The organism is Ramlibacter sp. G4-7 (assembly GCF_057784995.1).
Genome location: NZ_JBYNTT010000005.1, coordinates 257,042 through 279,382, shown reverse-complemented (window position 1 = coordinate 279,382; position 22,341 = coordinate 257,042). Strand labels below are relative to the sequence as shown.

At 66.9% G+C, this 22,341-nt stretch carries 24 protein-coding genes and 1 pseudogene; 15 read left to right on the top strand and 10 right to left on the bottom strand.

Annotated features, from left to right (window positions below; translation table 11 throughout):
• Nucleotides 1–247 precede the first annotated feature (247 nt).
• A complete protein-coding gene (locus AC3EGR_RS09640) occupies nt 248–1,003 on the top strand; it encodes a hypothetical protein (RefSeq protein ID WP_488546248.1) in 756 nt (251 codons plus the stop codon).
• A gap of 300 nt (nt 1,004–1,303) precedes the next feature.
• A complete protein-coding gene (locus tag AC3EGR_RS09635; protein ID WP_488546247.1) occupies nt 1,304–2,242 on the top strand; it encodes a RelA/SpoT domain-containing protein in 939 nt (312 codons plus the stop codon).
• A 116-nt stretch (nt 2,243–2,358) separates the two neighbouring features.
• On the opposite strand, the gene AC3EGR_RS09630 is transcribed toward AC3EGR_RS09635, so the two are convergent.
• Nucleotides 2,359–3,024: a hypothetical protein gene (locus tag AC3EGR_RS09630; RefSeq protein WP_488546246.1), complete on the bottom strand. Its 666-nt coding sequence runs from the start codon at nt 3,022–3,024 to the stop codon at nt 2,359–2,361.
• A gap of 196 nt (nt 3,025–3,220) precedes the next feature.
• Here AC3EGR_RS09630 and AC3EGR_RS09625 point away from each other — a divergent pair.
• The 6 genes and pseudogenes from AC3EGR_RS09625 to AC3EGR_RS09600 form a co-directional block, all read left to right on the top strand.
• Nucleotides 3,221–3,734, top strand: a pseudogene (locus tag AC3EGR_RS09625) (TMEM175 family protein); the annotation flags it as partial.
• The gene (locus AC3EGR_RS09620) at nt 3,723–4,193 is read left to right on the top strand and encodes a nucleoside deaminase (protein WP_488546271.1); all 471 of its coding nucleotides are present in this window, start codon (nt 3,723–3,725) and stop codon (nt 4,191–4,193) included. The pseudogene AC3EGR_RS09625 and the gene AC3EGR_RS09620, both read left to right, overlap by 12 nt.
• A 209-nt stretch (nt 4,194–4,402) precedes the next feature.
• Nucleotides 4,403–5,092, top strand: coding sequence for a DUF4145 domain-containing protein (locus AC3EGR_RS09615; protein ID WP_488546245.1), 690 nt, complete (start codon nt 4,403–4,405; stop codon nt 5,090–5,092).
• A 363-nt stretch (nt 5,093–5,455) separates the two neighbouring features.
• Complete coding sequence (locus AC3EGR_RS09610) at nt 5,456–7,087, top strand: tannase/feruloyl esterase family alpha/beta hydrolase (protein ID WP_488546244.1); 1,632 nt, start codon at nt 5,456–5,458, stop codon at nt 7,085–7,087.
• Nucleotides 7,088–7,328: 241 nt separating this feature from the next.
• Nucleotides 7,329–8,243, top strand: coding sequence for an alpha/beta hydrolase (locus tag AC3EGR_RS09605; RefSeq protein WP_488546243.1), 915 nt, complete (start codon nt 7,329–7,331; stop codon nt 8,241–8,243).
• A gap of 4 nt (nt 8,244–8,247) precedes the next feature.
• On the top strand, nt 8,248–9,228 hold the full coding sequence (locus AC3EGR_RS09600) for a Bug family tripartite tricarboxylate transporter substrate binding protein (protein WP_488546242.1): 981 nt from the start codon (nt 8,248–8,250) through the stop codon (nt 9,226–9,228).
• A gap of 12 nt (nt 9,229–9,240) precedes the next feature.
• On the opposite strand, the gene AC3EGR_RS09595 is transcribed toward AC3EGR_RS09600, so the two are convergent.
• Nucleotides 9,241–9,729, bottom strand: a complete 489-nt coding sequence (locus tag AC3EGR_RS09595; protein WP_488546241.1) for a DUF456 domain-containing protein — start codon at nt 9,727–9,729, stop codon at nt 9,241–9,243.
• Nucleotides 9,730–9,902: 173 nt separating this feature from the next.
• Here AC3EGR_RS09595 and AC3EGR_RS09590 point away from each other — a divergent pair, with 173 nt between their 5' ends.
• Both AC3EGR_RS09590 and AC3EGR_RS09585 read left to right on the top strand, forming a co-directional pair.
• Nucleotides 9,903–10,373: a (2Fe-2S)-binding protein gene (locus AC3EGR_RS09590; RefSeq protein ID WP_488546240.1), complete on the top strand. Its 471-nt coding sequence runs from the start codon at nt 9,903–9,905 to the stop codon at nt 10,371–10,373.
• Entirely contained in the window at nt 10,370–12,571 is a 2,202-nt protein-coding gene (locus AC3EGR_RS09585) for a xanthine dehydrogenase family protein molybdopterin-binding subunit (protein WP_488546239.1), read from the top strand. The genes AC3EGR_RS09590 and AC3EGR_RS09585 overlap by 4 nt, the downstream gene beginning before the upstream one ends.
• Nucleotides 12,572–12,655: 84 nt before the next feature.
• Here the strand turns inward: AC3EGR_RS09585 and AC3EGR_RS09580 are convergent, their stop codons facing one another.
• Nucleotides 12,656–13,027, bottom strand: a complete 372-nt coding sequence (locus tag AC3EGR_RS09580; RefSeq protein WP_488546238.1) for a hypothetical protein — start codon at nt 13,025–13,027, stop codon at nt 12,656–12,658.
• Nucleotides 13,028–13,715: 688 nt separating this feature from the next.
• Between AC3EGR_RS09580 and AC3EGR_RS09575 the strand changes: the two genes are divergently transcribed.
• Nucleotides 13,716–14,345, top strand: coding sequence for a DUF1294 domain-containing protein (locus AC3EGR_RS09575; protein ID WP_488546237.1), 630 nt, complete (start codon nt 13,716–13,718; stop codon nt 14,343–14,345).
• 132 nt (nt 14,346–14,477) lie between these two features.
• Here AC3EGR_RS09575 and AC3EGR_RS09570 read toward each other — a convergent pair whose 3' ends face one another.
• Both AC3EGR_RS09570 and AC3EGR_RS09565 read right to left on the bottom strand, forming a co-directional pair.
• On the bottom strand, nt 14,478–14,822 hold the full coding sequence (locus AC3EGR_RS09570) for an antibiotic biosynthesis monooxygenase family protein (protein ID WP_488546236.1): 345 nt from the start codon (nt 14,820–14,822) through the stop codon (nt 14,478–14,480).
• 8 nt (nt 14,823–14,830) lie between these two features.
• Nucleotides 14,831–15,820, bottom strand: coding sequence for a hypothetical protein (locus AC3EGR_RS09565; protein ID WP_488546235.1), 990 nt, complete (start codon nt 15,818–15,820; stop codon nt 14,831–14,833).
• Between the two features lie 63 nt (nt 15,821–15,883).
• Here AC3EGR_RS09565 and AC3EGR_RS09560 point away from each other — a divergent pair, with 63 nt between their 5' ends.
• Nucleotides 15,884–16,570 (top strand): ArsR/SmtB family transcription factor, encoded by a 687-nt coding sequence (locus AC3EGR_RS09560; protein WP_488546234.1) that lies wholly within the window; start codon nt 15,884–15,886, stop codon nt 16,568–16,570.
• Nucleotides 16,567–17,121, top strand: coding sequence for a hypothetical protein (locus tag AC3EGR_RS09555; protein WP_488546233.1), 555 nt, complete (start codon nt 16,567–16,569; stop codon nt 17,119–17,121). Before AC3EGR_RS09560 ends, AC3EGR_RS09555 begins: the two co-directional genes overlap by 4 nt.
• Before the next feature lie 3 nt (nt 17,122–17,124).
• Here AC3EGR_RS09555 and AC3EGR_RS09550 read toward each other — a convergent pair whose 3' ends face one another.
• Both AC3EGR_RS09550 and AC3EGR_RS09545 read right to left on the bottom strand, forming a co-directional pair.
• Entirely contained in the window at nt 17,125–17,919 is a 795-nt protein-coding gene (locus AC3EGR_RS09550; protein ID WP_488546232.1) for an alpha/beta fold hydrolase, read from the bottom strand.
• A gap of 9 nt (nt 17,920–17,928) precedes the next feature.
• Nucleotides 17,929–18,276, bottom strand: coding sequence for a hypothetical protein (locus tag AC3EGR_RS09545; protein ID WP_488546231.1), 348 nt, complete (start codon nt 18,274–18,276; stop codon nt 17,929–17,931).
• Nucleotides 18,277–18,436: 160 nt separating this feature from the next.
• On the opposite strand from AC3EGR_RS09545, the gene AC3EGR_RS09540 reads away from it, so the two are divergent.
• Both AC3EGR_RS09540 and AC3EGR_RS09535 read left to right on the top strand, forming a co-directional pair.
• Entirely contained in the window at nt 18,437–19,096 is a 660-nt protein-coding gene (locus tag AC3EGR_RS09540; RefSeq protein ID WP_488546230.1) for an RNA polymerase sigma factor, read from the top strand.
• A complete protein-coding gene (locus tag AC3EGR_RS09535) occupies nt 19,093–19,566 on the top strand; it encodes a cupin domain-containing protein (protein WP_488546229.1) in 474 nt (157 codons plus the stop codon). The genes AC3EGR_RS09540 and AC3EGR_RS09535 overlap by 4 nt, the downstream gene beginning before the upstream one ends.
• On the opposite strand, the gene AC3EGR_RS09530 is transcribed toward AC3EGR_RS09535, so the two are convergent.
• From AC3EGR_RS09530 to AC3EGR_RS09520, 3 genes are read right to left on the bottom strand one after another with little or no spacing between them, the layout of a single operon-like run.
• Nucleotides 19,524–20,402, bottom strand: a complete 879-nt coding sequence (locus AC3EGR_RS09530; RefSeq protein WP_488546228.1) for a DUF4198 domain-containing protein — start codon at nt 20,400–20,402, stop codon at nt 19,524–19,526. The two genes, AC3EGR_RS09535 and AC3EGR_RS09530, sit on opposite strands and share 43 nt — an antisense overlap.
• A complete protein-coding gene (locus AC3EGR_RS09525) occupies nt 20,399–20,674 on the bottom strand; it encodes a hypothetical protein (RefSeq protein ID WP_488546227.1) in 276 nt (91 codons plus the stop codon). Before AC3EGR_RS09525 ends, AC3EGR_RS09530 begins: the two co-directional genes overlap by 4 nt.
• Nucleotides 20,675–20,687: 13 nt before the next feature.
• A complete protein-coding gene (locus AC3EGR_RS09520; RefSeq protein WP_488546226.1) occupies nt 20,688–22,232 on the bottom strand; it encodes a DUF4331 domain-containing protein in 1,545 nt (514 codons plus the stop codon).
• Nucleotides 22,233–22,341: the final 109 nt, after the last annotated feature.

Here is a 22,341-nt window from a genome sequence, read left to right as displayed (position 1 = left end):
CTTCTCTCACGCTCCCCTTTAGGATCCACCCAGAAAATGAACAAGGGCGCGAACTTACGCGCATAAGGGGGAAGCACATGGGCACGCCGACCGGTGTTATCCGGCACTTTTATCCGTCAGGCCGCTAAATGCGCGTTCTGCGGGATAAGAGAATCGGGGCTGTGAAGATGTGCGACCCGAGCCGGGGGATCCGGGCTCAGATCAATCAATCACTTGCACCCACCTCCTCGACTTGCAGTGACCACGTGTGTGGGATAAGAGGCTTGGGAGCGACGTCGAAATTGCGTTAGGCCTCATCTTGGACGTTGCATCGGCGTTCGTCGTGTTTTGGGTGTACAGCTTTGTCGTGTATCTCCTCAAGGACCGCCTGTACCCTTGGAACTTGGCGTCGGGTCCTCTCCCTCGGGAGTCTTGGAAATCGGGACAGGAGCACGCTCTCTTTCTTAGTCCGGACTATTGGTGGGCACGACGGTTCAAACTTCGGCTTGCTGCCGCGGCCCCGCCCGGGCAGCAGGCAGGGCTGTTAAAGGCCTACGTTGTATCGAACAATCGCTTGAACGTGTGGTTAAGCCTCGCGCTGGCGGTAGTGTGTATTACGGCAAAGACCATCGCTCCGTTCTCGGCCATCTTCCTCGTGGCTGCGACTGCGGGCGTGATTCGGTTCGTCTCGCGCAGCTACGAGATCACATATGCATTCGTTCGTGACGTGTTTCAGACGACGGCCGCATCTACTGGTTTGACTAAGGAGGAGCGCGTCCGATTGGCCCTGACAAGCTACCTCGAGATTTACCTGTACTCGGCGGCTGCGTACACAGTTCTGCCCATCCCAAACGCGTACGATGCCATGATCCTGGCCCTGAACGTGGGGACTCTGACCAATGTGGGTTACGCGTATTCGGCCGTACCAAACTCGTTCGCTGCGAACATGGTCTTCGTCCAGGTCATCTCAACGCTGAGCCTGGTGGTTCTCAGTCTCGCCGCGTATCTTGGAAGGAGCAAGTGAATGTCTCCTGCGCGCGTGAGGCCTAACAGGTCGTTCGACGCGGACACGCAGCTGCATTGCGCCGCGAGGCGTGCAGGTGAGCGTACGCGTCGCGGCGCAATGCAGCTGCGTGCCGGTCAACTCCGACGGTAGACCGCACAAGCGATGGCACACGACACTCTGAGGGTTAGTCGAGGCGCGGTAGATCGCGCCGGTCGTACGCTCCTCACAGAAGGGGCTTCTCAGGCGGCCGTTGAGGACGCGTGGGACGCATTGGCGAACTGGCGTTCGGTTCATGCGTTTCCACTCAACACGGTCACGATGGACTTGCGCCAGAAGGTCAAGCGTGTTGCACCGGGCGCTCTTGTCGTACAGCGCCTGAAGCGGGCTCGATCGATCCTTTCCAAGCTTGCAAAGGAATCGAGCATGCGCCTCACCCAGATGCAAGATATAGGTGGGTGTCGTGCCGTCACGGAATCCATCGATCAGGTCTATGCGTTGCGCGACCAATTTCGCAAGAGCAAGTCACTGCACGAGTTTGTGACCGAAGACGACTACATCACAAGACCGAAGCAGTCGGGCTACCGTAGCCTCCATCTCATTTACCGATTCAAGAGCATCGGTCATCCTCAGTACAACAAGCTAATGTTCGAGGTTCAACTTCGAACGCGCACCCAGCACGCCTGGGCGACCGCTGTCGAGACTGTCGGTGCCGTCATTGGACAGGCGCTGAAGGCCAGTGAAGGCGAGCGAACCTGGCTGACCTATTTCCAGAACGCTGCGCTTGCCTTGGAGTACACAGAAAGCCCGGTTCCAGCAGTCGCGGTGGAGACAACGCGGGGCACGCTTGCTCGAACGCTCCTTGCACTCGGCAAGCAGTTGGACGTACACAAGAAGCTCACCGCCTATCGGGCCGCACTCCGTGCGACAGAAAGCCAGAGCGCAAAGTCGGCTGCGTACTTTCTGCTCGTATTGTTGCCCGACCAACAGCAGTTGCAGATCAAGTCATTCTCTCGGGGTCAGGCGGAAGAGGCATACCGAGAATACGAGATGTACGAGCGAATACTCCCGATGAACCCAATTGGCGGTCAGTTATCGCTCTTCTCGGATTTATCTGATTACAGCGGGGCGCAGGCAGTGCTCGTTGGGGCCGACTCACTGCGTTCCATCAGAGAGTCTTATCCAAACTACTACCTAGACACAGAGGTTTTCTTGGACAAGGTAGACAAGTTCATTCGCAGGTACCGGCGTGCGGTCTAACAGAACGGTCGAGACCGACTCCAGAGGCAAGGCGCCGCCAAGCGTGTTGGAAGACCGTACACCCCGCGGCGCCTTGCCGCTGGGTGCGGCTCACCTTTACGTTAGAGCTCACGAGCTCACTGCACCAGCGCAGTTGCTGCATTCACGGCCGCCGAGGAGAAGCCGAGGAGTGTCAGGACGTCACGCACCATTGCTTGCTTCTGTGGCGTAGGTGAGTTCGTCATCACCCAGTACTCCGAGCCGCGAATTGCGTGTGGCTGTGTGTGCTTGCCGGACTTGGCTATTTCGGCCCGGCTCCGCGCAAAGTAAACCCGATCCCGGCCCTTGATGGACAGCACTTTCGAGAAACTGTCCGGTTTGAGTTCGTGCGCAGCTTGGAGGATGCGCAGCATTCTTGCAACCGCCGTGGTGGACGTCCGAAACGTGGCCTCCTCCAACACCCCACTCAGTTCGTGCTCCGGATTCGCGCTGGCGGTCGCCGATTTCGTTTCGCTCGGAGGGGGATGGGAAATCGTCGCGCGCTCCTGCGCGGCAGTCGCCGTCTCAATCTGCAGCATGTCGCGCAACCAGGCAGACGCAGACTTGCCGCTTTCGAGCGTCAGCTTGGCTACTCGGTCGTAAACGTCATCTTCGAGGTAGACGGGACGCATCGGTATCCTCCTGCCGATTGAAGTGGTTTCAAGCATATTAATCGTTTTAAGCGCTTTGTCAATTATCTCGAGAGCCTGCCAGCTTGCCGGCGCGTCGAGCTCACCTGGTGCATGTGCCTGGTAGCCAAACACGCCCCGTGACCGCCATGAGAGCGAAGGAAGGTGGCAGTGAGCTCTAAGGTCGTTCGACACGGACACGGAGCTTGCACCGCTTTAGCGTCGGACCTTCAGGGACGCCCCCTCCATCGCTCAAGCGCGAGCCCGAACCAGTGCGATGCGAAAATCCCCCGCAAGTAGCCGACGGTCGCGCGGCACACCCGGAGGTCCCATCGGCAAGGGTCGGCTGGAAGCATTCAGTGATGGCGTCATCGCGATCATCATCACGATCATGGTGCTCGAGATGAAGGTGCCGCACGGCGACTCATTGGAATCCCTGCTCCCGCTGGTGCCGGTCTTCCTCAGCGTGCTCAGCTTCGTCTACGTCGGGATCTACTGGAACAACCACCACCACATGCTGCACGCGTGCCGGGTGACTTCCGGTTCCGTCGTCTGAGCCAACCTCCACCTCCTCTCTGGCTTTCGCTCTTTCCCTTCGCAACGGGTTGGATGGGCGAGAACCACTTCGCCGCCATGCCGTCCGCGCTCTACGGCGACGTGCTGCTGATGGCGGATCGCGTACTGGATCCTGCAGCAGACAATCATCGCGTCCGAGGGTCCCGCGTCGGTTCTCAAGGTCGCCGTGGGCAGTGACTGGAAAGGGAAGCTCTCCCCCCTTGCTGTACCTGCTTGGCATCGCCTCCGCCTTCTTCGTGCAATGGGTCGCACAGGCCATGTACGTCATGAGCCCCCATCCCACCTCCTCTGCACCACTCAGCCGAAGGACGGCGATCCTTGGTGCTGTGTCCCTGTTCCTCGCAGGCGCTGGCGCGAAGGCCGGTGCGCCATCCCGCGCAGTCCAGCCCGAGCTGCGTTGGTTCGAGGCGGCCGTTCAGATGAAGCGCCTCGCGGAGTCGTGGGGGGATCAACCGTACGGCGCAGTGCTCGTGCTCGGTGGGTCCGTCATCGGCGAGGGGCCGAGCCGGGTCGTGAAGAACAACGACGCCAGCGCACATGCAGAACGCGAGGCCATTCGCGACGCGCGCCGCAGGCTCGGACGGCAGACATTTCCTGGTGCGGTGCTCTTCTCCACATCGCGGCCTTGCAGTTTGTGCGAGGCCGCAGCGGCCGAGGCCGGAGTGAGTCGCATGTACTTCGGCGCATCGTTCACCGATGCTGGCACTCCAGGGCAAGGTGCACGATGACGGCTCCAACCGCGAGCGGATGGCTAGCAAAAACTCGCCGCGGATGGGTGACACCCGTCTCCTGACTTTCCCTAGGCTGTCTCCCATTCCGAGTAGTCGTTGGTGGATCCGGCCGATCCGCATCGGACCGAGGCAGACGTCCCACGGTGAGCTTGCCTCATGCTGTAATAGGTTTTAGGGTTGGCAGTAATAGGGCAAAGGGGGAGACTGTGGATAGCTGGTGGAGCCTTGGCGAGTGGTCCGGACATCCGGGAACGAAGCTCGCGTTAGACAAGATCACTTGTGCGTTCTGTTCGGGGCAAGGCAAGTTCTCGACGGAATTCCATGCCGAGAAAAAGCAGCCGAATGGGGCCAAGGTCCTGAACTTCGACACGCTGAAGTGCACCGCCTGCGGATCCTTTGTCCAGGTGATCTGGGCGGCGAGCCAGGATCGGCATGGCTTCAGGGTCCAGCCCTGGCCGCTCCAGTACGACACCGCACCCGATGATTTTCCGGAAGACGTGGCCCGGTACTGGCTCCAGGCGAAGAGGAACCTCGTGGGGCGCAACTTCGATGCTGCCGCCGTCATGGCCCGCGGCGCGGTGCAGCTCGCTCTTCGGGGGTACGTCGCGAAGGGGGCCGATCTCCAGCAGGAGATCGATGACCTCGCGGGCAAAGGCTTCCTGCCGCCGCAGATGCAGGAGTGGTCGCGCGACGTGCGCGAACTTGGCAACGACCTGGCGAACCTCCAGCCCGGTCAGGCCGCGGCCAGCGCCCAGGATGCGACGGACATCATCCAGTACATGGACTTCCTGTTCGAGTACCTGTACCTGATCCCCAAGCGCATCCAGGCACTCCGTGATCGCAAGCCCGCCGAGAACGGCGTGACGCAGGCGCTGCCACGCCGCGCCGCCAGCTGAATACGGAAGCTCTGGGTTCCTGACTTCGCGGGAATGACGGCATGGAACTGCCTTGCCATTGACCGCTCTGTTGACGAACCTTCGTCGCGCGGGCTAGCTGAACTGTTGCTGAGGCTTGGCGTTCCGACGCAGTGCCATGCCTCGATGCCACCGACCATGAGCTCCTGGTAAGCACCCTCCGCGGTGCTTTTTGCTTTCCGTGATCCCCGCCAGGTGTCGCGCACTGCGGATGAGCCACGGAGTAAGTAATCAAGCTTCTGACGTTTACCCGAAACCGTGATCGGGTAGCCACTTTCTACACTGGCTGCGCACCACGCTCGATGGTGCAGCAAGCAGTTCAGCGAAGAAGACACAGGAGACATGATGAAGAAACTCTCTGGCAACCGCCTGCGCGCGGTCAGCCTCGCTTTCACTGCCGCCGTCCTGAGTGGATGCGGCGGCGGGGGTGGCGACAGCGGTGGCACGGCTGCTCCTCCCCCGCCTCCGCCCCCTCCGACGGCCTTGAAATGCGGAGACCTCGCTGGGGTAGCGGTGTCCGCGGCCCCCACCGTGATCACGGTGTCCGAGCAAATCGATGCCAGCGCCGCGCAACCCTGGACCAGCCCGAACGGCGGCGGCGGATCCGCGACCATGACGACGCCCTTCTGCCGTGTGGCGGGTTCGATCCGTCCGAGCGCGGCTTCCGACATCCAGTTCGAGCTGTGGATGCCGCTCGACAAGGCCTGGAACGGCAAGTTCGCAGGCACGGCGTCCGGCGGATCGGGCGGCTACATCGCCTATTCCAGCGTGAAGGCCCACCTTGCCATGGGTTACGCCAGCATCGGGCACAACAACGGGCACCCCAACAGCCAGGTGGACTGGGCACTCACGCCGGACCGCAAGCTCGATTTCGCGTCCCGCGCCATGCACGTGAGCACGCTGGTCGGCAAGGAATTGACCACGCGTTTCTACGCGACTGCAGCCAAGCGCGCCTACTACAACGGCTGCTCGCAAAGCGGTCACCACGGCATCATGGAGATGCAGCGTTATCCGGAGGACTACGACGGCATCATCGCCGGCGCACCGGCCAATGACTGGACCGGCACGCTGGCGGCGGAGGCAAACGCCGCTCTCGCCCAATACAACACGGCCGGAGCTGGCGTATCCAAGGCCCTGCAGTCCGCCGTGCGCGCGAAGACGCTCGCTGCGTGCGACGGAAAGCCCGGCATCGACCAGCTGGCCGACGGTGTCCTCGATGACCCCCGCCGCTGCAACTATGACGTCGCCGAGATGCTGTGCACCGCGCCTGGCGCCGATCCCGCGGCATGCCTCACCCAGGCACAGGTTACGGCGCTGAAGACGGCGCAGGCGGGCCGGCGCAAGTCCACCGGCGAGGTGGTGGCGTTGGGGTACCCGGACGCCATCGGCGGCAACTTCTTCCCGACCGGCACCACCTCGCCCGACAGCCCGCAGGGCAGCTGGTCGAACCACTGGCGCTATGCGGTTCTCGGGAATCCCACGTATGACTTCCGGAACTTCAACTGGGACACGGACGTCGACCTCGCCCGCGAGAAGGAGGGCCCCACCTACGACGCCATCAATGGCAACTATTCGGCGTTCGCGGATCGCGGGGGCAAATTCCTCATGTACCACGGTTGGGCCGACTCTCTGATCACGCCGGCGTTAAGCCTGGAGTTCTGGAGCCGCATGCGGGCCCAGATGGGTGGCCAGAAGGTCGACTCCTTCGCTCGCCTGTACATGGTGCCTGGCATGGACCATTGCGGCGGCGGCAGCGGTACGACGAACTTCGAGCTGATGACGTCGCTCGCAAACTGGGTGGAGAACGGCGTTGCACCGGATGGCACGAATGCCGGCAACACGCCGATCGCGTCCCGCACGGCGTCATCCACCGTGACCGCGCGGACGCGACCGTTGTGTCCGTACCCGAAGGTCGCGACGTACAAGGGCACTGGCAGCATTGACGACGCTGCCAACTTCACCTGCAGCAATCCTTGATGTGGGCGCTGGCGCCAGGCGGCGCCAGCCTCTTCGGTACCGCGCGAGGGACATGCGACGGTCAACACACGCCGCTGAGTACGGAAGCTCTAGGTTCCCGTCTTCGCGGGAATGACGGCGCCGGCTGAACCAGCCGGTCACTCGCGGATTCCTTCAACCGCGCAAGGGTCCTCCCGCTTGCACGTCACGCGAGCCCCCCTCCAGAATGCCCCCGCACATTCCGAACAAGGAGACGCTCTCGATGACCGAAGTGAAATGGACCGGCGGCACGGAACACTGGACGCGCAAGGGCGACGTCGATCTGTTCCTGTGGAACAAGAAAGCCGCCCCCAACGTTCCCCATGCCGGCACCATCTTCTTCGTGCACGGCTCCTCCATGGCCTCGCAGCCGACGTTCGACCTGCACGTGCCGGGGCGACCGTTCTCGTCGGCCATGGACTGGTTCGCGCAGCAGGGCTTCGACACCTGGACGATGGACAACGAGGGCTACGGCCGCTCGACCAAGGACCGCCCGCACAACTCCAGCATCAGCTGCGGGGCCGATGACCTCGAAGCGGGCACCGCGTACGTCCAGAAGCAGACCGGTGCGAACAAGGTGTTGATGTACGGCATCTCCTCCGGCGCGCTGAAGGCGGCCCTGTTCGCGCAGCGCCACCCCGAGCGCGTGGCCAAGCTGGCGCTGGACGCCTTCGTCTGGACCGGCGAAGGCAGCCCCACGCTGGAGCAGCGGCGCAAGAAGCTTCCCGAGTTCCAGGCGAAGAACCGCCGGCCCATCGACCGCGCCTTCGTGCACAGCATCTTCAACCGCGACCACCCCGGCACCGCCGACGAGGCCACGATCGAGGCGTTCGCCGACGCCATCCTCACGCTGGACTCTTCCATGCCCACGGGCACCTACGTCGACATGTGCTCGCGGCTGCCGCTGGTGGATCCGCAGAAGATCGACGTGCCGACGATCGTGCTGCGCGGCGAATGGGACGGCATCGCGAGCGTGCCGGACCTGCTGGCCTTCTTCGAGAAGCTCCCGAACATGCAGAAGCAGTTCAGCGTGATGCGCGGCATCTCGCACGCGAGCTTCCAGCAGAAGAACTACATGATGGTCTACCAGATCCTGCATGCGTTCTTCACGCTGCAGGACCCGGTGTACACGGGGTGATGCCATGCAACGCACCCTTCCCGCCATCCTCACGGGCCTGGCCCTGGCGCTGGGCACGCTCTCCGCGCACGCGCAGTCCGGCGCCCAGAACTACCCCAACCGGCCGGTCAAGCTGATCGTGCCCTTCGCCCCCGGCGGCTTCACCGACGTGGTGGCGCGCATCCTGGGGCAGAAGCTGTCGCAGGCCATGGGGCAGCAGTTCGTGATCGAGAACAAGCCCGGCGCCGGCTCGAGCATCGGCAGCGACTTCGTCGCCAAGGCGCCTGCGGACGGCTACACGCTGCTGATGGTCTCCAGCACGCACGTGATCAGCCCCTGGATCTACAAGAACCTGCCCTACGACCCGATCAAGAGCTTCACGCCGGTGGGCAAGCTGGTCGACTCGCCCTATGTGCTGCTGGTGCATCCCAAGGTGCCGGCCAAGGACGTCAAGGAGTTCATCGCCCTCGCCAAGTCCGCGCCGGACACGATCCACTACGCGTCCTCGGGCAACGGCAGCGCGCAGCACCTCATGGGCGGGCTGTTCGTGGCGCTGACGGGCGCGCCCCTCAAGCACGTGCCGTACAAGGGCAGCTCCGGCGCCGCCAACGACCTCGTGGCCGGCCAGGTGGAAAGCAGCTTCGCCGGCGTGCCCAACGCGCTGGCGCAGGTGCCGCAAGGGCGGCTGAAGGCCCTGGCCGTCACCACCGCCAAGCGCGCGCCGCAGCTGCCCGACGTGCCCACCTTGCAGGAAGCGGGTGTGCCTGGCTACGACGCTTCGGTGTGGCTCGCCCTGCTCGCGCCTGCCGGCACGCCGCCGGACATCGTGCAGAAGCTCAACGGCGAAGTGAACAAGCTGCTCGCCTCGGCCGACACGAAGAAGGCGCTGTTCGACGCCGGCGTGGAGCCCACGTCGTCCACGCCGCAGGAGCTGGGCACCTACATGGCCCAGGAACTCGATCGCTGGGGCAAGGTGGTGAAGGAAGCAGGGATCAAGCTCGAGTGAGGCGGGGTGGCGCTACACCAGCAGCGCCACCACGAAGATCCCGATCATCATGAAGGCCAGGACGAACTTGGCCAGCATCCCCGCCATGAGGCCGAGCCAGGTCGCGATGCCGACCCGCACGGCCTGTTGCTGGTTGCGCCGCGCCATGTACTCACCGATGGCGGCGCCCACCAGCGGCATGAACAGCACACCGACCAGCCCCATGAAGATGCCGGCCACCGTGCCGATGGCCGCGCCGACGATGGCCTGCCGGCTCGCCCCGGCGCGCTTGGCGCCCAGCATCGCGGCGACGTAGTCCATCGCCCAGGCGAGCACCGCCAGCACCGCGATCGCTGTGAGCGCGATCCAGCCGACGCGGGTGAAGTCGTCGATCCAGGCGCCCAGCACGATGCCGCCCAACACGAGGATCGTGCCCGGCAAGGCCGGCAGCACGATGCCCGCCAGGCCGACGAGGATCAGCCCGACACTCAGGATCCACAACAGGGACTGGCTCGCTTGCATGTCGCTCCCATTCAGGTTTTTTGGTCTCGGGAGGAGAGCGTAGTCCGTTCGCGGCTTTTGGGGGTGCCGGGAAGGCTGCCGCACGCCGCCGCGGGTGCCGGCACCGGGTCACCCGGCCGATTGCGCCGCAAGGGCCCTTCCCCTATCCTCCCCCCGCACGCTCAGGAGGCTCCATGGCGCTCTACCGCTTGATGGTCAACGGCTCCCCGCAGCAGGTGGACGCCTGGGACGGCGACATGCCGCTGCTCTACGCCCTGCGCAACACGCTGGGCCTGCACGCGCCCAAGTACGGCTGCGGCCTGGGCCAGTGCGGCGCCTGCACCGTGCACATCGACGGCCAGGCCGTGCGCTCGTGTGTCGTGAAGCTGTCCGACGCGACCGGCAAGCGCATCACCACCAACGAAGGCCTGGGCACCCCGGAGAAGCCGCATCCGGTGCAGGCCGCCTTCATCGCCGAACAGGCGGCGCAGTGCGGCTACTGCACAAATGGCATGGTGATGACAGCGGCCGCCCTGCTAGCGCGCAACCCGAAGCCCACGCGTGAACAGGCCCAGGCGGCGCTCGCCGGCAACCTGTGCCGCTGCGGGTCGCACGACCGCGTGCTGCGCGCCATCGCCCGTGCCTCGGGCCAGGGGGAAGCATGATGGACCTGCGCCGCCGTGAACTCCTCAAGGGCAGCGTGTGCTTCGTCGGCTTCTCGCTGCTCGGCCAGCTGCCACCCGCTGCGGCACAGGTTCCGGCCGCCCGCGGCCCGCTGCCGCTGGACCAGGTCGACTCCTTCCTCGCGCTGCGGCCCGACGGCTCGCTGGTGGTCTATTCCGGCAAGGTGGACCTCGGCACCGGCCACCGCATCGCGATGCGCCAGATGGTGGGCGAGGAACTGTCACTGCCCGTCGCGCGCATCGAGCTCGTCGAAGGCGACAGCGCGCTCACCCCCAACCAGGGGCCTACGGCAGGCAGCAGCGGCGTGATGCGGGGCGGCGTGGAGCTGCGGCGCGCGGCGGCCAGCCTGCGGGAAGGGCTGCTCGCGCTGGCGGCCCCCAGGCTAGCCGCCGACGCCGCCAGCCTGAAGCTGCAGGACGGGCGCGTGCTGGCCTCCGACGGCCGCTCGGTCGCGGTGGCGGAGCTCACGGGCGACGCGCCCCTGCGGATCGCCATGAACGCCAACGTGCCGCTGAAGAAGCCGTCGGAGTTCCAGCTCATTGGCAAGCCGCTGCCACGGCCGGACGTGCCGGGCAAGATCACCGGCCGCCACGTCTACATGCACGACTTCACCCTGGCCGGCATGCTGCATGCGCGGGTGGTGCGTCCGCCCGCGGTCGGCGCGCGCGTGGTGGCGATGGACGAGTCCTCCGTCGCGAAGCTTCCGGGCGTGCGCGTGGTGCGCATCCAGGACTTCGTCGCCGTCGCCAGCACGGACGAATGGGCCGCGATCCGCGCCGCCCGCGAGCTGAAGGTGCAATGGAGCGAGAACGCCACCCTCACCTCGCACGAAGGCGTGCTGGCCTGGGCCAAGGCCGGGCCGTTCGGGGCCGAGGAGACGCTTGTGAACAAGGGCGATGCGAGCCGTCTCTCGGAGATGGCCAGCGCGCCCCAGCACCTGCGCTCGGCCTACTACTGGCCGGTGCAGTCCCACGGCTCGATCGGTCCCTCCTGCTCGGTGGCCGACGTGCGTGCCGACGGCGCCACGGTCTGGACCGCGTCGCAGGCGAGCCACCGACTGGCCGTCTCCTGCGCCGCCGCGCTCGGCCTGGAGCAGGCGAAGGTGCGCACGGTCTACCTCGATGGCGCCGGCTGCTACGGCATGAACGGGCACGACGACGCCAGCGTCGAGGCGGCCATGCTGTCCAAGGCGCTGGGTGCGCCCGTTCGCGTGCAGTGGAGCCGCGAGGACGAACTGGGCTGGGACCCCAAAGGCCCGCCGCAGGTGCTGGAACTCAGCGCGACGCTCACGCCCGAGGGGCGCATCGATGCATGGAACACCGAGATGTGGGTGCCGCGCGCGACCGCCAACCTGGCGTGGATCCCGCTGCTCTCGCCGCAGGCTGCCGGGCTGCCGCAGCCCAAGGGCCAGGCGACCGGCCTCATTTCGCAGAACGGCGACCCGCCCTATGCCGCCAAGGCCGTGCGCGTGCACGTGCACTGGCTGGAGAACGCGCCCCTACGCCCGTCCAACATCCGCGCGCCGGGCAAGGTGGCCAATTGCTTTGCGGTGGAAGGCTTCACCGACGAACTGGCGGCGCAGGCCCAGGTCGATCCGCTGGAGTTCCGGCTGCGCGACCTCGCGCAGCCCCGCGGGCGCGAGACCATCGAGCGGCTGGCGAAGCTGATGAAGTGGCAGCCCCGCCCTTCCCCCGGCCCGGACGCGCGTGCCGCGCTGGCCCGCGGCCGGGGCATGGCCTACATCCACTACAAGCACAACGAGACCTTCGTCGCGATGGGCATGGACGTCGAGGTGGACCGCCGCAGCGGCGCCATCCGCGTGCTGCGCATTGCCTGCGTGCACGACTGCGGCCTCATGATCAACCCCGACACCGTGCGCGCGCAGGTGGAAGGCAACATCCTGCAGACACTCTCGCGCACGCTGCACGAGGAAACCACCTTCGACCGCAGCCGCGTGACCAGCGTCGACTGGGCGGGCTACCCGCTGCTGCGCTTCCCCGAGGTGCCGCGGCTGGACATCGAACTGGTGCAGCGGCTGGACCAGCCGCCGCTGGGCGCCGGCGAGGCGGCCTCGGCGCCCGTGCCGGCGGCACTGGCGAATGCGGTGTTCGATGCGGCCGGCGTGCGGCTGCGCAGTGTGCCCTTCACGCGGGAGAGGGTGAAGGCAGCGTTCGCTTGAGGGCGGTTAGCGCAGAAATTTGGCACGTCCCAAGGAGGTGCCGCATGAGCGCAGGCGGCGGCCGCGCCGGTGCTGCGCAAAGGTTCAAGGCGTCGTGATGCCCTCGTACTCGGACTCCGCTGGTACGCGAGGCGGTCCCGTCGGCAGCGGATTTTTCACCTTGATCTCTCCCGTATCCGTCATGGTGATTCCGGCACCCAGATCGAGGTCCGGCACCGACACCTCGAAGCTGACCGGTCCCGCAGCCACCATCAGTGCATAGAAGATGATCGCGGCCAGAACCACCACCCAGATCGAGCGATCTGCTGCCTTGTCCTGCACCCCGCGCTCACGGAGTCTCTCGGGTCCACTGCGCGGATGGGCAACGCCGCGCTTCCTGGAAGTGCTGCGGACGAGCCACTCACGCGCTTTGCGCATCGGATGAGAGGACACCGGGCGGACCGTGGCGCGGGTCAAGGGAGGGATTCGCATATGTTGTTCCACTGGTGCTGGACACGGACCTGGCGGAGCGGCGTGCTGCTGCTCCGGCGGCATGCGCACCAATGCAGCCGACCAGGACGAGACGAAGATGGTCCGACCACGACTGGACAGGATGAATCCGACGGATGAGGCCGTGAGCCACCCGTCGACCCCGAACCCGCAGGTCCTGCGCATCGCAAGTCAAGATGCCGCGCAGCGCCAAGCCACGCAGTGCTGGCGCCAAGAAATCATCGGTCGGAGATTCGGCTGCGGCTCGCCGTGGCGGGAGCAGGGTACGAGTGACCTGGAGATGCAGACTCTTGTGAAGCGCCAGCGAAGGCAGTCTATTCCAATCCCTGAATGCGGCGACAGAATTTTTTACGTCCCCGCAATGACCAGGTCAAGTCGGCAGCGCCGATCGACTCGAGCGAGGCGAGTGCGCCGCCCGCCGGCAAGGATGCGCCCTGCGGTCGGCGGGCCGGTCGAAGCCAGCCGCTCTGAATGGCTTCAGGATGAACTCGACAAAGGCCGTGGTCTTGGAGGGAAGCATCTTCTCACTGCTTGCTGCGTCACAACTGGCAACCGCGCGGCACCTCAGGCCAGCGGCAGGGAAAGCTCCCTGCGCCTGCGCAACGAGGATGGGCGCGAGCAGCTGCTGCGGCCTTGATCGCGTATAACGCCGCCCATGCGCTTCGAAGGCTCCCTGCATTCCTGGAACGACGAACGCGGCTTCGGCTTCATCGAGCCCGCGCAAGGCGGCGACACGATCTTCGTCCACATCAAGTCCCTGCCGCGCGGTTGCGGGCGGCCGCAGGCGGGGCAGCGCTTTTCCTTCGACGTGGAACCCGGGCCGCAGGGGAAGAAGCGCGCGCGGAACGTGGAGGTGGTGCGGGTAGCGCGGGCGGTGCGGGCGCCGCCGCGGCCAAGAGGAAGGCGTGAAGCCCCTGCGCAGTTCGCGACGGCGACGCTGCTGGTGCTGCTGCCGTTCGTTGTGCTCTGCCTGGTGGTCGCGCTCCTGTGGAGGCCGCCGGCGTGGTTCCCGCTGGTCTACGTGGGCGCGAGCATCGTGACCTTCTTCGCGTACGCGTTTGACAAGTCGGCGGCGCAGCGTGGCGCGTGGCGCACGAAGGAGAGCACCTTGCACCTGCTGGCCCTCGCCGGCGGCTGGCCGGGGGCGTTGATCGCGCAGCAGGTGCTGCGGCACAAATCGGCGAAGGCGGAATTTCGAGGTGTGTTCCGGGGGACGGTGGCCCTGAACGTGGCGGGGTTCTTGTTCGTTTGTTCGCCGATGGGGCGGGGGGTGCTGGGTGCGTGAACGCTGGGGTTCGCGGCCGCTCACCGTCCGCGGCTGGCGCCGCGCCAGCCTACAGGGAACCGGCCGCGGCAAAGGAAGCATGTCATTGCGGGCTTGACCCGCAATCCATAGGGTGCCTCCATCTCACACACCTCACCCATGCCTCGCCCGTGAATCCGCCGGCGCCTGCTCCCGCGCGTCCTTCCCATAATCCCGCGTCACCTCCGCAATCCGCAACCGGTACTCCTTGAACATGGTGCGGCGGCCGGCGCTCTGGGCGGCGCGATGCGCTTCCAGGTTGCGCCAGCGCGCGAGGCATTCCTCGTCACGCCAGAACTGCAGCGACAGCAGCTTGTCGGGATCGGTGAGGCTCTGGAAGCGCTCGATGGACAGGAAGCCCTCCATCTTCACCAGCTCGCTTTTCAGCTCCGCGGTCCAATCGAGGTAAGGCTGGCGGTGTTCGGGATGGGGCCAGACTTCGAAGATCACGGTGACCATGGGTTTCCTCACGAAGTGAAGACAGGGATGCGTGCATTGGGCAGGGGGCGGTAGCCGTCCAACTTGCCGAAGGTGCGCGAAAGCGGCGCCAAGGATTGCAGCGTGCGCAAGGCGGTCGCGGCGATGCGCAGGGCGATGCGCTCGCCCGGGCAGGCATGCGCGCCGCGTCCGAAGGCGCACTCCGGCACCAGCACGAGCACGAGGCCCTGCCCTGCTTCGATCGCCTGCCCGCCGAGCTCCAGGTCGGCGGCCGCGAAGCGGCGGGTGTTGTGGATCGCGGGATCCGTGCGCGCCAAGGCTGCAACCATCTGGGTCGCATCACGCGTGTCCCCCGACAATGCAGCGCGGATCGCGTTTCCCAGTAGCCCCGAGGTCGCGTCCAGCGCCTGCTGCATGAGCGCGATGCGATTCGCGGACCGCGAACGCGACAAGCCTTCGCGTTCGCCCTGCGCCATCAGCCCCACACAGGCCGCATCGGCGCGCTCCACGGCGTCGACACTCGCACCAGCCGCAATGCCTTGCGTGAAGTCGTGCACCCACGCGACGGTGCGATCGAGTTCGCCCTCGGTCACCCCGAGCAGCCGCGCCATCGCCTGCACCGGGATGGACCAGAGCAAGCCGTTGGCATCGCAGTGCGAAACGAGCGAGCGCGTTGCGGCCTCCGCCGCCTGGGCCACCGCGGCCTCGTCGAATGCTGCGATGCCAGCTTCCACCCCGGGCCGATGCCGCGCATGAAAGTCGCCGTCGTTCATCCGCGCCAGCTGTGCGAACACCTCCCCCACCGCCCGACCTTGCAATGCGCGCGGCAGGGGTTCCGCCGGCGGCCGCACGCGCAGTTGCGGATGCCCCAGGGCCTGCTCGACGAGGTAAGGTCCGCTCACGACCCAGAGCCCCAGCCCGTGATCGAAGAAGATGGGGTGCGCCACGCGCAGCCGCGCGTACCAGGCGTACGGATCGGGATGGCTCGGCGCTGCGAGCACATGGCGCGGTTCTTCCATGCATGCAGTGTGGACCACGGCCCGCGATTTGGCGAGCCGCAATAGTTTGATTAGGATCGAAGCATGGAAGCCGAACCCGACCTCGCCCGCATCGCCACCACCGTCGGCGACCCGCGCCGCATCCAGATGCTCGCGCTGCTGATGGAGGGCCGCGCCCTCACCGCGAAAGAGCTGGCACTCGGCGCGGGGGTGGAGCCTGCCACCGCCAGCACGCACCTGAAACGCCTGCTGGAGGACGGCCTGCTCGAGGCCGCCGCGCAGGGCCGGCACAAGTACTTCCGCTTCGCCTCCGAGCAGGTCGCGCAGCTGGTGGAGAACTTGATGCGCGTGGCGCCACGCAAGCCGCTGCCGGTGCGCGTGACCACGCCCTTGCCCCTGCGCCGCGCGCGCTACTGCTACGACCACCTGGCCGGCGCGCTCGGCACGGGCCTGCTCGCCCACATGTTGCGCAAGGGCTGGCTGCAGGACGACGTGGAGCCCAAGCAGCTCACGCTCACGCCGCGCGGCGCCAAGGGGCTGGCGCAGCTGGGCATCGACCTCGAAGCGACGGCCACGCGGCGACGCCAGTTCGCCTGCCGCTGCCTCGACTGGTCGGAGCGGCGCGACCACCTGGGCGGCGCCCTGGGCGCGGCGCTGGCGCAGGAGCTGCAGGAGCGCAAGTGGATCGAGCGCAGGAAGCACACGCGGGAGGTGCGGATCACGGCCGCAGGCGAGGACGGCCTGGCGGCGCTGGGGGTGAAGCTCGCATGAAGGCGGTCGCAACCTTGCTGGCCTGCGCCCTCTTCGGCACCGCGCATGCGGACGAATGGACCGACGCCGACCGCACGATGCGCCGCCTGGCGCCTGCGGAGGTCACCGCGCTGCCCGCGCCCGCGCGCGCCGACCTCGAGCGCCGCGGCTGCCGCATCCCGCAGGCCTTCAGCCACGCGCGGCCGGGAAATTTCGCGCGGGGCAGCTTCCTCGGCAAGGAGCGCGAAGACTGGGCCGTGCTCTGCTCCATCGAGCGCGCATCGCGCATCCTCGTGTACCCGGGCGGCACCGCGCAGTCCGTGGTGGAAGTGCCCGGTTCGGAGCGCAAGGACGCGGATTTCCTGCAGGAAGTGGGCGGCGGCAAGATCGGCTTCGCGCGCACCATCGCCGCGATCGCGCCACCCCAGGCGCATCGCCGCCAGACGGACAAGCTCGGTCGCGTGGTCGTGCGCATGAAGTACGCGGGCATCGAAGACGCCTTCATCGAGAAGGCCTCGCGCGTCTACTACTTCAACGGCGTGAAGTGGCTGCAGGCGCAGGGCCGGGAGTGAGCCTCAGGCGGGCGTGCGGACCTGCGCGAGCAGGTCCGACAGGACGTCCAGCACCAGCCCGGCCTCGGTGAGCTGCGGGAAATGCCCGCTCTTCTCCGCGATCACCTGCTCTCCCAGCGGCGACAGGCGCGCCAGCGCCTGCTGGTTCGCACGCCGGGCGCCGACGGCCGCGGGTGACATCAGCGCGCCCTTGGGGGTCAGCCCGCCGGTGAGCACGCGCACGGGAATGTCGGGAAACGGCCCCGCCGCAGCGATCTCGCGCACGGTGTCCTCCACGCAGGCGAGCTCCCGCTGCACGTTGGGGCGGAAGAAGACTTCGGGCAGCGTGAGCAGCTTGCCCAGCGCGTGCACCAGGTGCTCCTCGTGCTTCTGCAGCAGTTCATGGTCGTCGGGATGCGTGGACTCCAGGAACAGCACGCCGGCCACCTGGTCGGGATACAGGCGCGCGTAGAGGTTTGCGAACAGGCCGCCGAAGGAGTGCGCGACCAGCACGAAGGGCTCCGGCAGGCCGCTGTAGCCCAGGAGCTCGCGCAGGGAAGCGAGCACGACGGTACCGGTCTGCCGCTGCACGGGCGGGTCGCTGCCCTGCATGCCGAAGCGGTTCCAGCCGAACACCGTGCCGAGCTTTTCGATCGCGGGATACAGCGGCTCCCACGCCTGCAGGCTCATGCCCGCTCCGCTGAACAGCACGATGGGCGGATCACCCGATCCCGAGAGCATGTAGCCCAGCCGGCCGCTGCGCGTCTGCAGCGCGCGGACGGGTGGAAGGACGCCGATGCGGTCGCGCGGCATCGGCATGCAGGCTGTTCAGGCCCCGCCGATCCCGACGATCACCTTGCCGGTGCCGAGGCAGTTGGCGCACGACGAGGCGCCGAGGCGCCCGCTGCCGCCGCATTGCGGGCACACGCTCTCGCCGGTGCTGGGCGTGCCGGCCGGTGCCTCGTCGCCGGGCGCCATCTGCGCCTGCGCGTTGGCGGGCTGCCTGGGTGCCTGGCCCGCAGGCTGGTCGTTTCGGCCTTCGTTGCCGCGCGGCTGCACCGTGTCCATCGAAGCACCCGGATCTTCCTCGCCCGCCACGGAGGTGGCGAGATCGAGCGGATCGCCCGGATGCGCTGTTGTTCCGGAGCCCGGCGGGGAATCGTCTCTTGCGGCCATGGTGTCCCTCGGTGATGGATTCATCCTAGGCAGCAGTGCGGCCGCTGCCCGTAGGACGGCGCCGCCGCCACCCTGCGGGGACCGACCGTGAACGAGGCGAATTCCTACAGGGGCACATCGAGGGCGTGCCTACAGTGCCACTGCTTACCGCTGGCACAAATTGCAAAATCTTTCCCCGCAGTCGACCGGATCCGAAGGTGTCGCCGACGAATGGGCGGAGGAAAACCGGCAGCTGGCGGAACTAGTCGCGCTCGCGAGCCATGGCTCGGTGGCTGCTTTCGAGGCGCTCTACGACCGGACGGTGCGGTGGCTGCTTGCCGAAGTGCGCAGCGTGGTGCGCGACGGCCAAGCCGAGGACGTGCTGGCCGAAACCTACCTGCAGGTCTGGCGGACGCTGCGCACCTATGACCGCGACCGCGCCTCGCCCGGCGCCTGGATGCGGACGATCGCCCGCAGCCGCGCGCTGGACCACCTGCGCCGCGAAAAGGTGCATGGGAACGGCCATGCGCACGAGGACGCCTGCGCATTTGCGGAGCAGGGCAATACGCGCTACAACCCTGAGCAACTCCTGTCGAGCGCGGAGGAAAGCAAACTGGTCCGGCTGATGCTGTCGGGCCCCTGCCTGAGTACGGATGAACGCAATGTGATCGGACTGGCCTATTTTCGGGACCACACGCAGCAGGAGATCGCAGATCTCACCGGCCTGCCCCTGGGCACGGTGAAAACGATGATGTCGCGCGCGCAGAACAAGCTGCGCCGGGAATTGGGCGTTCTCCTTTCGCGGGACAGGGCGGCACGAACGATGCCTCCATCCGCATGAAAGATTCCGGACCTCCCGGCTCGTCCCGGCTCGCACCCTCCGTGCGCCGCGCCCTGGACGAGCAGCTGGCGGGCGCGGACGACGCCGCCCTGATCGCCCGCGTCAAGGGCCGCGTGCTGGACACGATCGCGAGTGAAGGCCAGGGCACCTGCGACACCGTGCGTGCGTCGGAAGGCGCGTGGCAAACGGTCGCTCCCGGCGTCGAACGCAAGATCCTCTGCGCATCTGCTGAGGGGCGGCCCTCGCTCTGGCGCATGGTGCCGGGTGCCTTCCTGCCGGGCCACGTGCATGACCGGGACGAGGAATGCATCGTGCTCGAGGGAACCGTTCGCTTCGGCGACAGCCTGGTGCTGCACGCCGGCGACTACCACCTGGCGCGCAAGGGCAGCTGGCACGGACGCGTGACCACGGACACCGGCTCGCTCGTCTACCTGCGCGGCGTGCCCGAGTCCCTGCTCGACGCTTCCTGAGCGGGCCTGCGCCCCAGGGCGAACGTGAGGTTGCCCCAGTAGCTGTCCCAGTCGAAATCGGCGGAGTCCTGCGTGGGGATCATGTGGACCACGCTGGCCATCCAGATGCCCCCGGCGGGCAAGGCGAGATCCACGCGGCCGCGGGCATCGGAAACGCCCTGGCGCACGACGAGCTCTTCGCCCTCCTTGTGCCATAGCTTGAGCAGTGCGCCGTCCAGCGGCTGCGCATCGAAGATCACGTCGAAACCCGCGGTCGACGCAGGCCGCCACTGCAGCGGATCGAAGCGCGGCACGATCTCCAGGCGCTGGCCGGTGCGCTGCGACACGGTCGCATCGCCTGCCCCGCCGGCCTGCACCAGGGTCTTGATGTTCCTGCGGAAACGCTCGCGCCCCGGCATGGCGCTTGTTCCGGCGCGTTCGCGTGCGGCAAGGACGGCGCGCAGGCCCTCGGTTTCCAGGTACGCGTTGAACTTGTCCGCGGGCAACACGATCGCGCTCGGGGTCGTGTCCAGCGCGAAGAGATGGGTGCCGGCCTCCGGCACCCGCATGTGCAGGACCGCAGTCGCCGCGCGCGCGGGGACGAGAGGCCGCAGGTTCATGCTGCGGCCCTGGGCGTAGCGGCGGAAGTCGGCCACCAGGGGGCCGGAGATGGCCACCTGGTCGCCGGCAAAGTCCTGGCCGACCCAGAGCGAGAGCTTGACCGTGTCGCCGGCCTCCGCGCTGAACCGGTCCGGCAACATCCAGAATTCATGCGCATCCGCCAGTGCGGCGGCTGCCAGCAGGAACGCGGCTGCCAGCGCCTGCCGGCAGCCGCGACGCGGCCACCCTGGGATCAAGGCAGGGGCTCGCTGGTCTCGCTGGTCGGCAGCGTGGCGTTGCCCAGCACGATCGGTTCGCTCGTCTCGTCGGTCCGGTTCGCGATCAGGTCCTTCAGGAACGCGTTGAGGCCTTCGATGCTGTCCTGCGCGGACTGCGGGACCTCGGATGCCGCGTTGCCGTTGCCCGGGCCATTGACGTTGCGGTGACTGTCGCCCCCGCAAGCCGTCACGAGCGCGGCCGCACCGAGCAGGGCCAGTGCCGCCACCCACCTGGATTGCAGTCGGTTCATCAGGCCTCTCCTCTCAAGGGAAACTCGCGCCGGCGGGCGCGGCAGGATTGAAATTGCCCGGCAGCGGCGTCGTGAGGTAGGGGAAGGCCGCGCCGTAGTTGGCCGCCGTCTTGCGCACGCCATCGGTGAAGGCCAGGCCGCCGGCAGGAGCATCCGCGGGCTTGCAGCCGACCTTCAGGGTGTCGGTGGCGCCGGTCAGCACGCAAAGCGCACCCATCGCCACCCGCAGCTCGACGTCCACGATGTCGTCGGCCGGCCGGCGTCCATTGGGGAAGCCGGCGTTGTCACCCGCGGCGACACCGAGCGGATTCTGCGCGGCAGGCGCAACGGGCGGGGTGGACGTGTTGAGCCTCAGCATGTCCGAAGGGGCCACGTTCCTTGGCTGGTTCAGGCCCGACAGCCCGGTGAGGAACGCCGCCACCAGGTCCGTGCGCGGGAAGTTGGTCGGTGCCTTGGCCGAGGGGAAGAGGGACTCGATCAGCGCCGGCAACGCGGGGTTGGTGACGTAGTCCGCGAACTGGGCATCGTTCCTGGGCTTGGACGCGTTGAAGCGGTCCTTATCGGCCAGCCCGATCACGACCTCGTTCACCAGCGGCATGCCGAGCCGGGACACCTGCGCCCACGGGCCACCGTCCTTGCTGGCCTTGCCGAGCCCGCCGGTGGGAGCGCCATCGATCAGCCGGGCCTGCCGCAGGCTTGCCGTGGTGAAGGCGCCGATCACTGGATCCGAAGTCGTCGCGACGCAGCCGATCGGCAGTTCGACAGCGATCGTGCTGACGTTCTTCGCCTCGAGGTCGTTGTTGTTGCCGCCGGACTCGGGGCCGAGCGGGTTGAGGTTGAACAGGTCGAAGATCTTGCCCACCGCGATGTAGAACGGCTCCTTGCGCTGGCCCACGAAGACCCGCCCCGGTGTCGCGCAGCCCGGCAGGTTGACCGTGTACACGTGCTGTGCCGCATAGGCGGCATAGCCGGAAGAAAAGCTCTTGTCGCCGATGTTGTCCACCGGCTTGTCGAAGCTGGCGTTGCCGCCGTTGGTCACGGCGCTGCGCGCGCCGCCACGGCGGTCGCCGCGCACCAGGTTCACCGTGTAGGTCTCGCGCACGTTGAGGGTGGCCGCGTTGACGCCGCTGATCGGGCCGCTGTTGATCAGCGGGATCTTGGTCGACTTGTTGCCCACCGTCAGCGCCGTGTCCTTGGACGTGTTGCTGAACCGGAACTGCAGCGTCAGGTCCTCCACCCCGTCGCCGTTGTTGTCGATGTGGATCTCGTAGAGCGCGTTCGGGTTGAACATGTAGAAGTTCGGGCCGCCCTGCGGATCCTGGAAGGGGATGTAGTTCGCCAGGATGGTGACGAAGTCCTGCCGGCCCGGCTCGTAGCTGCGGAACATGTACAGGTCCGTGGCGTCCACCTGGGGCTGCCCCGCCACGAACGGAGCCTCGCGGTGGCTTGACGCGAAACTCGTTGCCGCCAGGCTTGCGCCCAGGCAAAGCAGGCACGCACGCGCGGCTCTGCCGAAGGCAGGCGGCGGACTCAATGGGGAGGGGGTGGGGCTTGGCATGAGCACTCCTGGTGGACGACGGACATCCGTCACACCGAGTACGAAGCCAGACCCCTTCCGGTTTGTAGGACGACGCCTCGAGTATCGCCATGAAGGCGAACTCGGGGGA

What these genes read in the sequence shown, in the direction of transcription:
- AC3EGR_RS09635 (WP_488546247.1), top strand. Translation starts at nt 1,304, where the DNA reads ATGGACTTGCGCCAGAAGGTCAAGCGTGTTGCACCGGGCGCTCTTGTC.
- AC3EGR_RS09620 (WP_488546271.1), top strand. Translation starts at nt 3,723, where the DNA reads ATGTACGTCATGAGCCCCCATCCCACCTCCTCTGCACCACTCAGCCGA.
- AC3EGR_RS09610 (WP_488546244.1), top strand. Translation starts at nt 5,456, where the DNA reads ATGAAGAAACTCTCTGGCAACCGCCTGCGCGCGGTCAGCCTCGCTTTC.
- AC3EGR_RS09605 (WP_488546243.1), top strand. Translation starts at nt 7,329, where the DNA reads ATGACCGAAGTGAAATGGACCGGCGGCACGGAACACTGGACGCGCAAG.
- AC3EGR_RS09600 (WP_488546242.1), top strand. Translation starts at nt 8,248, where the DNA reads ATGCAACGCACCCTTCCCGCCATCCTCACGGGCCTGGCCCTGGCGCTG.
- AC3EGR_RS09595 (WP_488546241.1), bottom strand. Translation starts at nt 9,729, where the DNA reads ATGCAAGCGAGCCAGTCCCTGTTGTGGATCCTGAGTGTCGGGCTGATC.
- AC3EGR_RS09590 (WP_488546240.1), top strand. Translation starts at nt 9,903, where the DNA reads ATGGCGCTCTACCGCTTGATGGTCAACGGCTCCCCGCAGCAGGTGGAC.
- AC3EGR_RS09585 (WP_488546239.1), top strand. Translation starts at nt 10,370, where the DNA reads ATGATGGACCTGCGCCGCCGTGAACTCCTCAAGGGCAGCGTGTGCTTC.
- AC3EGR_RS09575 (WP_488546237.1), top strand. Translation starts at nt 13,716, where the DNA reads ATGCGCTTCGAAGGCTCCCTGCATTCCTGGAACGACGAACGCGGCTTC.
- AC3EGR_RS09570 (WP_488546236.1), bottom strand. Translation starts at nt 14,822, where the DNA reads ATGGTCACCGTGATCTTCGAAGTCTGGCCCCATCCCGAACACCGCCAG.
- AC3EGR_RS09565 (WP_488546235.1), bottom strand. Translation starts at nt 15,820, where the DNA reads ATGGAAGAACCGCGCCATGTGCTCGCAGCGCCGAGCCATCCCGATCCG.
- AC3EGR_RS09560 (WP_488546234.1), top strand. Translation starts at nt 15,884, where the DNA reads ATGGAAGCCGAACCCGACCTCGCCCGCATCGCCACCACCGTCGGCGAC.
- AC3EGR_RS09555 (WP_488546233.1), top strand. Translation starts at nt 16,567, where the DNA reads ATGAAGGCGGTCGCAACCTTGCTGGCCTGCGCCCTCTTCGGCACCGCG.
- AC3EGR_RS09550 (WP_488546232.1), bottom strand. Translation starts at nt 17,919, where the DNA reads ATGCCGATGCCGCGCGACCGCATCGGCGTCCTTCCACCCGTCCGCGCG.
- AC3EGR_RS09545 (WP_488546231.1), bottom strand. Translation starts at nt 18,276, where the DNA reads ATGGCCGCAAGAGACGATTCCCCGCCGGGCTCCGGAACAACAGCGCAT.
- AC3EGR_RS09535 (WP_488546229.1), top strand. Translation starts at nt 19,093, where the DNA reads ATGAAAGATTCCGGACCTCCCGGCTCGTCCCGGCTCGCACCCTCCGTG.
- AC3EGR_RS09525 (WP_488546227.1), bottom strand. Translation starts at nt 20,674, where the DNA reads ATGAACCGACTGCAATCCAGGTGGGTGGCGGCACTGGCCCTGCTCGGT.
- AC3EGR_RS09520 (WP_488546226.1), bottom strand. Translation starts at nt 22,232, where the DNA reads ATGCCAAGCCCCACCCCCTCCCCATTGAGTCCGCCGCCTGCCTTCGGC.